This is a genomic window from Massilia sp. BGA-UO-ETr-WB1 (genome assembly GCF_059567845.1).
Map to the genome: position 1 here is coordinate 898,015 of NZ_JCAQOT010000027.1, position 11,284 is coordinate 909,298.

Sequence of the window (11,284 nt, forward strand, 5' to 3'; positions counted from 1 at the left end):
TGCCTGGACCCATCAATCGGAAACAGCATACTAGATATATGGCCGTACAATTCGTCGGTGTCCGCGTCCAAAAATGCGCCGCCACAGCGGTGCCGTTCTCAGTGCGACATCGAAACCGTAACGGCCTGCCTGCCGGGCTTTGACTGCTGCGTCGTACTGCTCCTGGCCTATTCCAAGTGTAGTCCCATATGAGGCCAGTACCGCATAAGGATTCTCTATCGGTAGAATCGCGTCTTTGGTCACCTCGGCTGGTTCGGATAGCTCAAGCACATTTCCAGCTGGCATGGTCTGCTGAAACGTAGCGCCTCGGCGGAGTACATTTCGGAAAAGATTCCACTCATAAATCGCGACGCCGTCGCGAACATAGCCACTAAAGAACGGGAGGGTGTGAACCACAATAAAATGCGAGTTGTCAAGTATATCCTGGTCGGATAGTCGGATGTCACCTAGCGACGTTCGTATCTGGTCAAGGATTCGCGGCTCACTCAACCTAGTTCGTATGGCGACAAGTTGAGATACTCCCTTAGTCATCGGCCAGTTCTTGTTTCGCCAATTTCGAAGCTCTGCCTCCAAATTGGCTGTTCGCGCATCACGCTTCCATTTGACTTGCAAGAAAAACACTTTCCTACGTTTCGGCTCATACAAGATCAAGTCGCACTCATACTTGATGCCTTTGTCCTTGCCGCTTAAGGAGATCCCCTTACGGACTAAATAGTCCGATGAGGCATTTTCACAAATATAGCGGCGAACGAATTCCTCAAACTTCGGGCCGAGCTCACGGCACGCGATATCATTGAGGACTACGTGCTTACAGCATGTTATTGCATGTTCGAGCGAAGAATCTCCTAGCGTTAGGCCACCGTCGGCAATCTGGTGAATTCCTCGGTCGGACTCTAGCGCGGTCCTCTGGCTAGTCAAAATGCGTCTTAACAATGATATGTCAAGACCAAGACGTTGGGCTTCGTCAATGGTCGGGTAATAAGCACCCTCGTCCGCCAATCGCACTATTTCAAGCATTGCAAACCAACGGCATAACCCATTAGCATCTCGACTCAGGGCCGCGACCTCGTGGTCACCTTGCATCAGAGTGCTGATTGAAAACTGCGAATCAAGTAACCGTGCGACGAGTAGATCGAGCATGGGGGATTCTACTAGGCTCGATACACGCCCTCCTCCAACTGATAGCTTGGACCTTAACGATTCGATTAGCGTTAATAGAGACCAACGAAGGGCCAAGTTAGACTGGGCTTCAAGTGTGAACCCCATCGCTCGACTGTGCATGCATGATTTGCCCATCTCAGTGAGCTGAAATTCAAGCAACTGCTTTGTCGTCCGAACTTCGAATAGACCTGCCAGCACAAGGAATGCTGCCTCGTGTAGAGCCGCGCCACGCAAAGCGAGAAACGCGGCGTTGCGATCGGCTCGGCGACCTTGTGCAGCAGGAATGCTCTGCGCCGCGCTCTCGATTAAATCGCGCAAATCCTCTTGCAGCAGTACCACCTGAGTCTCGGAGAGCTGCGGTGGCATGAGCGGCAATAAACGGCCGTCGACGGCTGCCACTGGTTTGAAAATTGATGTGGCTTGCTCTTTAAGCAGGGGATCGACAGCCAGAGGCCAAGCATCCTTTGAACACACCATTGCCCTATAGGCATCTGATATCTCCGGAATTTCGCAATCTACCAGATTGCAACTTTCTTCTGTGTAAGGATGACGGAGAAAGCTCAAAAGGCGAGCATGCCCGGTGGTGTCGATAAACTCGGGGTCAATTAAAATCAGCATGAGCGTGACGAAGTGTTACTGTAGTCCTTCAAGAAACTTTTGAATTAGCGGCAAGGCTTTCGGGGCATTGTCTAGTCCGGCGTCTAAGAGCTTCATGGTGAGATGCTTGATCGATTCGCCCCGTAGCTCTTTCAGTCGCTGAAGCAAGCCTGCCTTTTCGGCATCTGGAAGCCCAGACTCACTGATTCGCGCAGCTATGAGATCGCGAATTGTTTCGTCATGGAGTTTGACTGTGACAGTTCCCAAGATAGCGGTAAGCCCGCCATCGTCGGCCAGAAAGTCCAAGCCTTTCGCCGTTATTCTTGACCCGCTGCTACTCCAATGGCCGTCTAGCCCTTGCTGCAAACCTGATTCAATCAACCCATGGGCATCGAGGTAGAGCAAATTAGCTGTGTATTTGTCGTCTTCCTCATCCGTCATTTCATGCTGCGGATATACATCCTGTGGAATTCCGGCGTAATGATCAGATAAAAATTCCAGTACTTCTCGTTGCAAAGATCGGTCCAACTTCACTTCTCTCTCCTTAGTGTTTGGTGCTTCGGAATAAATTATGATAGCTTGGGCCTGTAGTGATCAGTGGTCTTTGTTGCTTGCCAAAAACCTACATCCGTAGTTCACCCTAGTAGGTTACCCGCTTGTGACAGCCCGTCCAGAAACGCATGCCTATGGCTGCCTAGATGCAACGTAATCAGCGACATATTCAGTGGTAGTCCGCCTCGTTGTGATCTCGTGCTTTGATCGAAGACGCCCATGAACCCAATCGAAAATGAGTGGATTGCTCTTTCGATTCATAAAGATACCGGCCTGAACACGCCAAGAAAAGTGTCTCAGTTCTGGGTCGCTAATAGTCTTAGCGATAACGCGATCCCACATTGATTCAATCGCATCCTTCATCGTCTGGAGGCGCATAATAGCGTCGTTGTTGTCTTGAATTAACTTAATTGCCATGGTAAGGAATGGAAGGATCGGCGCAACAATAAGTCCAAACACGGTCTTTATCGAGCAATCGAGGCCAACTGAAATTCCAACCATCGCAAGCATGAACAGCGCCACAGAAACACCGACGTACCAGTTATATCGGCGTCTTAGGTCCATATCCCACCAACAATTGGCACGCTGGCAGATTAGTCGTGCCGCATCAACTGGCAGTACTGCCACTTCTGGTCTATACCAGTTTTCCAACTCACGCAGATTTGCAGCTGACAACAAAGCGGACCACTCTTCCACGGCCTCTTTATCCGGCGCCTTGCCATATGTGATCTCGTCGGGGGGCAACTCCAGCACATCGGTATCAAACGCTTGCTGAATCTTCGCGGCTTGCTCCCGATAACCATTAATTAAAATATTCCAGACCAAGGCATCGAGTAACAGGAAGAGAACGCCTGCGGCGCCAATAATCCAAGCGATGTCCATTTTTGGAAGCCCCCACCACTCCTTATCCAAAGCCAGTGCAACGACCGCAAGCGATATAACCAAAGGGACGTTCAAGATAAGTTGAATTGAGAACAAAGTTTTAGCACGAGCATACAAGGCATTTTGCGCAGCCAAGCGCTTTAGAGCTAATTCCTCGTTTTGTTTTGCTGATATCTGATTCATTACCGCTTATCCATAGATTGGAAACTGTGGACCGAAGACCTCGGCCCATTTATTGATTGCGGACTTCATCTGCCCTAAATTTTCATACTCCCTTGCCTCAACGCATTTTTTTAAATCACTATCACAACGATTGGAGATTGCTATGCGGTCAAAAATTCCTAGTTCGTTTAGGTCGCCTTGCATTCCCTTGGGGTCTTCCACAGAGCCAAAAATTCGATTCCGCAAGTGATCGATTGCATACGTAAAGTTCAGATCTGGCCAAACCGTGCAGTTTCGACCGTCGTAAAAAGACAGAACCAGGTTTTCTAGAAGGTATGAGCCTGCGGAGGGCATTGTTGGCCGATGGTTCCAGTACTTCACGAGGCGAATAATATCTAATATTGCCCCCCCTCTTCTCACAGCTATTTCTTGGACTCTCAATCGATCAACGCGGGGATCGGTTCTTTTCCAGTTTCCATTTCCGTCGGGAATGATGTAGAATTGACGCCCTAAATAATCTGGAGCAGTAAAGAAGCAAGGTACGATATCGAACGTCCAATCGTAGGAGTTCAAGGCGAGGATCGCGGCCTCACCGCGACGACCTAGTTCAGCTTTCCTGTATTGGGGAATAACCGCCAGGGCATCAACGAACTTATTGATAACTCGGCGTGAGTTGATATAATTACTGCCGGCATGGCGCAATGCGTACAAAGGCGATCCGGCGTTGATCGTCTCCATGTAGATGGTACCGTTCACATCGTTCCACTCGGCGCCTTCGGCGGCAATGCAGATCATGATGTCGATATCATCTAAGGGCCGTTTCTTGGTCTTCCGTTCGAAAGAGCCAAAATGAATGTTCTGTTCGGTGTACAGTCGTGGAAACTGTGCATCCTTGCCTGGGAATTCACTAACCCTATTTATAAGCCAAGTTCGGCTGATCTTAGCCAAATCGGATTCTGCAGGGTCCAGATTGACAATATTCGTCAGGAACTCGGTGAATGCATCGTTTACGGTCAATGCCATGCTCTAAATTTTCCTGTTAGCCGCAGATCGAATTGACGAACTTAGCTGGTAAGCTCGTACTGCCGTGCGGAACGTGTGCGTGTTCCTCTCCCAAAACGCCGTCGACTGGATTCAGGATGTGTTCCACCGCCGGCCCAGTCATCGCTGTGAAGCCAATCTTCGAAATACCACAGCCAGCGAAGCGTCCAAGGAATATACGTTTCAGACAGCTTCATGTGCCAATCCCATTCCTTCAACTTTGGGGTCCAAAGACACAGGTGTACGCCGTTTCCATTGTAGGGATAGGTATGTGGAATTATTTTCCCCTCCGCCAGGGGCCGCAGGTCAGGTGCCACAACGATCATGGACGGACGTTCTTTGCCAGATGGCACATGAAGCTCGCATGAATACACACGAGACACATCCGAAGGCGAAAGTTCAACGCGAAATATTAGCTCTTTGCCTCGGTCAAATTCGTGAGACGTGTTCGGAAGGCCAAGTGTCTTTAGGTCCAATAGGCGCTCGGCCAAGTTCGGTGGCCCCTTTTCTTTCAAGCTCATCTATTCACCAAAGAATGTGTGGCTGCGCGCGGTCATCGGGATGATCAATCCAGCGGAGGTCACACTGGCTGCTCTGCCGGCTTGCCTCATCAGTGATTGTCGTGCCCTTTCGCTGTCGCGGACTGCGGTCGATGCTTTCTCCCCAAATGTCGACGACACCAAGTTCGTAACCTGGTCTAATCCTGGGCGGGATTCGATCGTTCGCAAGAGCGTTTCAACATCCTGAACAAGCCTTGTATGCCATTGCGTAAATGCCTCCTGCTTCCCTTGCTTGTTCATCGAACCAGCCAAGTTTTCGCCGGGTGCCGTCGGGTTCATAAGTTCCCATTCACGCCTTCCGTAATCCAGGTCCCTAACCGTGATCAGAGTGGGCATAGTACGAATCACATCAAGGAAAAGTTCAAGCTGGTCGCGGTGCGGGACAAGTGCTTTTTTCTCGTACGCACCAGCAATCAGTGACGTGATAAAAAGAGAGCTCGGCGAGAGTTCACTCATACCATTTTGGCTAAATGCAATGTTTCGGTGTAGCTTCACCATTTGGATAAGTCGACAAATCAGCCTTCCGAATACATCTACATCTGGCAACGGCACGAGCTCGGCCTTTCGCATGGCTTCCACAGAGTCCAAGGCTTCGGTCGCCAGGAAAACAGGCTTGATGGCAGCGATAGTATTGAACTGCCGCGTTAAACCCAATGGATTCGTCGGCTGGAATTCGCGGAGCTGGCGATCAGGAATCCAACCATGCGAATCACCATACAAAGCTGTTGAACGCGGCATGTCGATGACGGGGGCAATATCAGCGCACATGCCATCGGCGTATTCCAAAGTGACGCAGCGCTCCCACTTAACTAGTTTTAGACCGTGCTGCGAAGCGTATCGGCCTACGGCTGTCTGCAGCCGATTCAACAACAATGTGGCCCCATTGTCACCGGAATACACCGTCCAAGCAGATCGGTTTAACCGTGCCATCAGATCGATATCGAAGCCTTCGCCTCCCCTCAGCGGGCGGGTCATTGTCCCAATTGCGCGCGAACCATGGGGTACAATTTGTTCAAGGTGTCCTTTGAATTCATCGCAGTTGGTGAGAAACTCGCCAGTGCTGTTGTATGAGCGTTCGAGCGTGGCAAGCTGCGTAACGGTGGGCTCTAGCGCGCGCCCAATGTCTTCGACCAAACGAAGAAAGGAGGATTGTGCGCGAACCGTATATGGCTGGCGAAAGTGGCTCGGAACAGCGCTCATTCAGCGTTCTTTCAAGAAATTTAAGGCGCACTGGACGCGCCATGAGACTTGCTTACAACTAAGTGCCATTATCCTCTTTTCAATAGTCCGTCTGCAAAATTTCTACATCAAAAATTCCCTCACGCACAGAACATGGCTTCCAAGAGGGCGAAAAAGTCAGAGCGACCACTAGAAGTAGTGTCACAGCCCCCATGAAGTACTATAGCTAGTAATTTACATTCGTCAAGTGAAACTTTGACAAGCACGTGTCGAGTATCCTGGGACGTGCCATGCGGGCTGATCTGCCTGTGCAGCACTACCTTGCCGAATCGGCCTGACCATCCTTGACCTAATGAGCGCATCCTCGTGAAAGACGTGCACACGCACCGAGGCCGTCTTGGGGCCCTAGCAATGCTGGAATATCGCCGAAGAGGCGATAACGGGCCAGGATAGCAAATGGACCTCATCAAGAATAAGCTGCCTCTTCTACGCTGGCTCTCCGAATAGACCAGGGACGGAACTTGTTGCAGAGGTTTTACTCATGAAGTCGCGTTAGCGTAAAGCGTCCGAATGTATTCCTGCTAGTAAAATAGTTGCCTTCTAACTTTTCCGTTCCTTCACTTGAATAGCGTAAGATTGCTGAGCCGTTGTAGGATTGATTTGGTACGGGACCTAAGTGTTTTGGATCGACCTGATATACATAGTATAGCAACGGCGTACCGGACTCTGCGTGCTTCTTTGGTTGGGCAATTAGTGTCTTGGACTCTGAGCCCGGCGAATCGACTTCCATGCTGAGCTTTACGAAATCCTGCTTGATAGTCGCGGTCGCAACGACCGAATCACTTTTTTCTCCCGCCACATAGTGAATCGTCATTTTCCACTTGCCTTCCAAGTTAGGAAAGACAACCTTATTAAGTAATGGAACTCTCTTCCAGAGCCACTTCCAACCCACATGAAAGACAAACAGTAAAAGCAAACTCAGAACTGTCGAACCTGCAAGTGCGATTCTAATGCTACCTAATATATCATTAGGGATAGATTGCTGAGCGATCGCAGTCAATATTATTGAAATCAATGCCGCGTAAAGGATCGCCACCAAGGCAATCACGCGGCTCAAAGGAAGCAAAGTTATCATGTGGCAGATTTAAAAAAAACTTCAATACCATTGTGGAAAGCGGCGATGCCAAAGCCCTTGCTTGCAATTCCAGTTGCTTGAACCCCAGGAATTGCCGATCCGAATAAGGCGGCTAGGTAGCGGCCTCCGAATCTCCTGCTTCTGTCGATCGATAAGTTATTTAAAATGGGAGGTGAAAAGTACTGAGCCACGAGCTTTAATCTGAAATCGGATGAGATGACGTGAAAGCCATCGTGAAACTCACTTTCAAAAGACGAAATTTCGATCAATTGTTCAATTGCAGAGTCGCCACTTGGCAATGCGCGATTTAAGCGAATCGGTATCACTGGCAGAGTGGATGGGTTGTCGCACACGATAATTCCAACGCCTGAAAAATCACTCCTGGCGCGATTCTGGATTGCTTGAAGCAGGGTTTTCAACTGATTAATCACTGTTGAAGGGGCCTTCCCTTCAGTGTATGGCCTACTCATTTCGGACTCTCCTAATCGTATATGACTTAATTAAAGATGCATTCAACTATTTTAACACGTGCGTTTTTGGCGGCGAATTCCGAAAAACCATTACCCTACCTCGGGTAGGGAGTGGCGGCCGCAATCTTATTGAATTACGCGCGCAACTACTCACCGATTTGCACCTGCACCTGCACGTCCGGTGGAGTAAAAGTACCCGATTAGCTGAAGTAAAAGTGACAATGTCCGAAGGTTGTGAAGTAAATCTGCCAATCTCCTGCTCCCTGACATAGCGAACCATCCTGCAATGGCCCTTTGTCATTCTAGACGCAGTCAGGCTTTGTTGTCCGAAGCAGTTCCGTCGCGCCGCTTCTTCACTTGATCGCCTTGGCCGTGACTGTCCAGCAACCGTCGCAGCTCCGCCGCCAGTCCCAGTTGTCCATCGGCCGTAGCACGTGCGCCGGCCAATGCGATTTCAAGCTCGTGCACTTTGGCTGCCAATTGTTCGCCGTTTGCGTTGGCCGCCTGCAGTTGATGGTTCAACTGCTCGATTCGGCCATCCTTGTCGGCGGACTTCTCCTGGGCGCCGTGCAGCTTCCGCTCTAGGGTCGGAATTTGCTCCAGCTTCGCCTCCTGATCGCGTGCCAGTCGTTGAGCCTCGTAAACGGCCAACCTGGCATGCGAAAGATCCGCGACCAGTTTGCCGCCTTCCTGGTTCAACTTGGTCACTTCCTCCTGCTTAACGGCGGCCGTCTGCTGCGCCTGTCGGAGTTCGGCTTGTAACTGCTGGACCTGGTGTTCATGCCGGCGTTGCTCCTGCTCCCGTTGTTCCTTCGCCGCCTGGCGGTAGTGCTCCAGCGCCTGTCGGGCGTGGTTGTGCTTATCTTCCAGGGACGCCCGGTGGGCCTCGTTTTCCGCAAGGCGTTCTTTCAAGCCCGAAATCTGCTGTTCAGCTGTATGGCGCGTGATCGCTTCAGCTTGCTGGGCTTGGCGAGTTACAGCATGAGCCTCAATCTCCGCATGGATCTCCGTCTCTAACTGCTTTGTCCGGGCCTTCGCATCAGCCAGCTCTTGCTTCAGTTGGTTCTCAACAGACACTCGACCGTTTTCCTTGTCGGCATAGTCCGCGACGATGCTCTCCACCCGGGCGTCGGCCTCATCCTGCAGACGGGCCGCCAGACGCTCGGCCAGATCCAGCACCGCGTCGCTGACCGAGCTTTTGCGTGCCACGCTCCCCTCCTCCTCATCCAGCTCTTTGAGGTACTTGTGAATGGTGGTCTTCGACCCGGTGTTGCCCAGTGCGACACGCACGGCGTCCACGGACGGGTAGATGGATTGGACCAGCAGGCTGTCGCGGGCCTTCCTTACGTCCGATTTGTAAAGTCCAGTTCTGGCCATAAAACCTCCACGAAATTTCATAATGAGCATGTAATACGTAATTACATAACACTTTGACTCTCATTCGCATGAAATTCTAGCTCATTTATAAGGCGTGATAATGTGAGGTTATCCCGTGTGACATCGGAAACGACGGTAAAATGGCCGCTGACCGCTACGTTCGGCGGTTTTTGTCCAACGAACTATTTTTTCTGAAAATGCCATGACCGGAGAAGCACGTAATCACCATTGGGTGCCACAGTGTTACTTGAAGGGTTTTGCCCGGAGCCCCAGCAAGAAGGCCCAGTTGCACGTTGTCGATAAGCACTCGCGCCAATCGTTCGTCGCCAATCCACGTAACGTCGCATCGGCGCGCGATTTCAACCGCATCTCGGCCGACGGCGTCTCCCCTAACTACATCGAGGAACGTTACGCTGAATTCGAAGGGAAAGTGGCGCGCGCGCTCCAGCGGATGTGGGAACAGCGCCAGTGGAGCGATGCTGCGGACCTGAACCTCGTCCTGAACCTGGTGGCCCTGCTGTCCGCTCGCCACCCGCGGATGCGAGAAAACGTGCGCGACTTCCATGAGCGGGTCATTAAACAAATGATGCACCTCACCGTCGCGACTCCGGAACGTTACGAGGCCAGCTTCGGCCGCACGGAGAATGGCTGCGATGTTGCGCCCGAGACGCACGTCGATTACTTTGGCATGAAGGACCTTATAGACGGCGAAAAATATTCCATCCAGATGTCGACCACGGGCCATGTGGAAAATGAGCTCGCACTGCTCGATACCATCCTGCCACTCCTTGGCGGTCGCGAATGGTTCATGATGCGCGCTGGCCCTGATAGCGGTGGGTTCGTCACGTCTGACCATCCAGTCTCGCTGATCTGGAGCGAGCAGCGCGACCGCGGCTTCTTCAATTCACCCGGCTTTGGCATGAAAGGCACCGAAGTCGTGTTTACCGTCTCGCATGATTTGGCGATCGTCGGCACCTTCGAAGGCCCGGCGGGAGTGCGAGACATCACTAAAGATCAGGTCGCGCTCGTCAATGGCATTGTCGTGGCTCATAGCGACAGGCAGATATATTCCCGCGACGACAAGTTCGTCTATTTGGCGTCTGATGGCCAAATTAGACGTGGCGCCGATCTACTGCGCCACCTTCCGGTAAAGCGCTGATGACGAGCCATGATTTCGAGCGCTACGTTGACGCAGCGGACCGTAAAAACACCCGGCGCAGCTACCAGGGTGCATTACGGCATTTCGAGATCGAGTGGGGTGGCTTACTGCCGGCGACTCCCGACGGCGTGACCCGCTACCTGGTTCATTATGCCGACTCCTTGGCGATCAACACTTTGCGCCTGCGCCTCGCGGCACTGGCGCAGTGGCACATCGATCAAGGGTTCCCGGATCCAACTAAGGCTCCGATCGTTCGCAAGGTGTTCAAGGGTATACGGACGCTGCATCCCGCACAGGAAGAGCGAGCCCGCCCCCTTCAACTGGAACAGATCCGCCGGGTTGTCGCGTGCCTGGACACTGCCATCGCGGACGCCGTTACCGTATCCGGCCTCGCCCGGCAACTTCGCTACCAGCGCAACAAGGCCTTGCTGCTATTGGGTTTCTGGCGGGGCTTCCGTGGCGACGAGTTGACTAAACTGCGCGTCGAACACATCGACGCCATCGCCGGCGAGGGTATGCGCTGTTTTCTGCCCTTGACGAAGGGCGATCGCCAAGCTAGAGGCGCCACTTTCCGGGCGCCGGCGCTTGCCAGCTTGTGCCCGGTGGATGCGTACTTGGCCTGGATCGGGCTAGCTCGACTGTCGGACGGTCCTGTTTTCCGAGGCATCGACCGCTGGGGGCACATCGGCGAGGCTGGACTGCATATCAACAGCCTGGTGCCGCTGTTGCGCTCCTTGTTCGATTCCGCTGGTGTCCCGTTCGCGGAGGAGTACAGCGGCCATTCGCTGCGGCGCGGCTTCGCCAACTGGGCCACGTCCAATGGCTGGGACTTGAAGACATTGATGGAATACGTCGGGTGGCGCGATGTTCAGTCCGCCATGCGCTACCTCGAATCGACAGACCCATTTGCAAAGATGCGGACAAAGGACCACGGTTCCGATAGTCCTTAACGTGATGACTGAATGGGGGGAGGTATCAAACCAATCAACGCGGAGCGGGCACCAGTCAT

At 52.3% G+C, this 11,284-nt stretch carries 11 protein-coding genes; 2 read left to right on the top strand and 9 right to left on the bottom strand.

Features of this window, described 5'->3' with window-relative positions:
• Window positions 1–30 precede the first annotated feature (30 nt).
• From AC56DV_RS30765 to AC56DV_RS30805, 9 genes are all read right to left on the bottom strand, one after another.
• Complete coding sequence (locus tag AC56DV_RS30765) at window positions 31–1,779, bottom strand: hypothetical protein (protein ID WP_496317996.1); 1,749 nt, start codon at window positions 1,777–1,779, stop codon at window positions 31–33.
• Window positions 1,780–1,794: 15 nt separating this feature from the next.
• The gene (locus AC56DV_RS30770; protein ID WP_496317997.1) at window positions 1,795–2,292 is read right to left on the bottom strand and encodes a hypothetical protein; all 498 of its coding nucleotides are present in this window, start codon (window positions 2,290–2,292) and stop codon (window positions 1,795–1,797) included.
• Window positions 2,293–2,442: 150 nt separating this feature from the next.
• Complete coding sequence (locus AC56DV_RS30775) at window positions 2,443–3,375, bottom strand: S-4TM family putative pore-forming effector (protein ID WP_496317998.1); 933 nt, start codon at window positions 3,373–3,375, stop codon at window positions 2,443–2,445.
• Between the two features lie 6 nt (window positions 3,376–3,381).
• Window positions 3,382–4,377, bottom strand: a complete 996-nt coding sequence (locus AC56DV_RS30780; RefSeq protein ID WP_496317999.1) for a hypothetical protein — start codon at window positions 4,375–4,377, stop codon at window positions 3,382–3,384.
• Between the two features lie 41 nt (window positions 4,378–4,418).
• Window positions 4,419–4,916, bottom strand: coding sequence for a type II CBASS E2 protein (locus AC56DV_RS30785; protein WP_496318000.1), 498 nt, complete (start codon window positions 4,914–4,916; stop codon window positions 4,419–4,421).
• On the bottom strand, window positions 4,917–6,155 hold the full coding sequence (locus AC56DV_RS30790; RefSeq protein ID WP_496318001.1) for a nucleotidyltransferase domain-containing protein: 1,239 nt from the start codon (window positions 6,153–6,155) through the stop codon (window positions 4,917–4,919). It abuts the gene before it with no gap.
• 514 nt (window positions 6,156–6,669) lie between these two features.
• Window positions 6,670–7,269, bottom strand: a complete 600-nt coding sequence (locus tag AC56DV_RS30795; protein WP_496318002.1) for a Cap15 family cyclic dinucleotide receptor domain-containing protein — start codon at window positions 7,267–7,269, stop codon at window positions 6,670–6,672.
• Window positions 7,266–7,739, bottom strand: a complete 474-nt coding sequence (locus tag AC56DV_RS30800) for a hypothetical protein (RefSeq protein ID WP_496318003.1) — start codon at window positions 7,737–7,739, stop codon at window positions 7,266–7,268. Before AC56DV_RS30800 ends, AC56DV_RS30795 begins: the two co-directional genes overlap by 4 nt.
• Before the next feature lie 312 nt (window positions 7,740–8,051).
• Entirely contained in the window at window positions 8,052–9,116 is a 1,065-nt protein-coding gene (locus AC56DV_RS30805) for a DNA-binding protein (protein WP_496318004.1), read from the bottom strand.
• A 202-nt stretch (window positions 9,117–9,318) separates the two neighbouring features.
• Between AC56DV_RS30805 and AC56DV_RS30810 the strand changes: the two genes are divergently transcribed.
• Together AC56DV_RS30810 and AC56DV_RS30815 are read left to right on the top strand one after the other, a co-directional pair.
• Window positions 9,319–10,275 carry a DUF4238 domain-containing protein gene (locus AC56DV_RS30810; RefSeq protein ID WP_496318005.1) on the top strand — a complete coding sequence of 319 codons (957 nt, stop codon included), beginning with the start codon at window positions 9,319–9,321 and terminating at the stop codon, window positions 10,273–10,275.
• Window positions 10,275–11,225, top strand: coding sequence for a site-specific integrase (locus AC56DV_RS30815; protein ID WP_496318006.1), 951 nt, complete (start codon window positions 10,275–10,277; stop codon window positions 11,223–11,225). Before AC56DV_RS30810 ends, AC56DV_RS30815 begins: the two co-directional genes overlap by 1 nt.
• Window positions 11,226–11,284 lie beyond the last annotated feature (59 nt).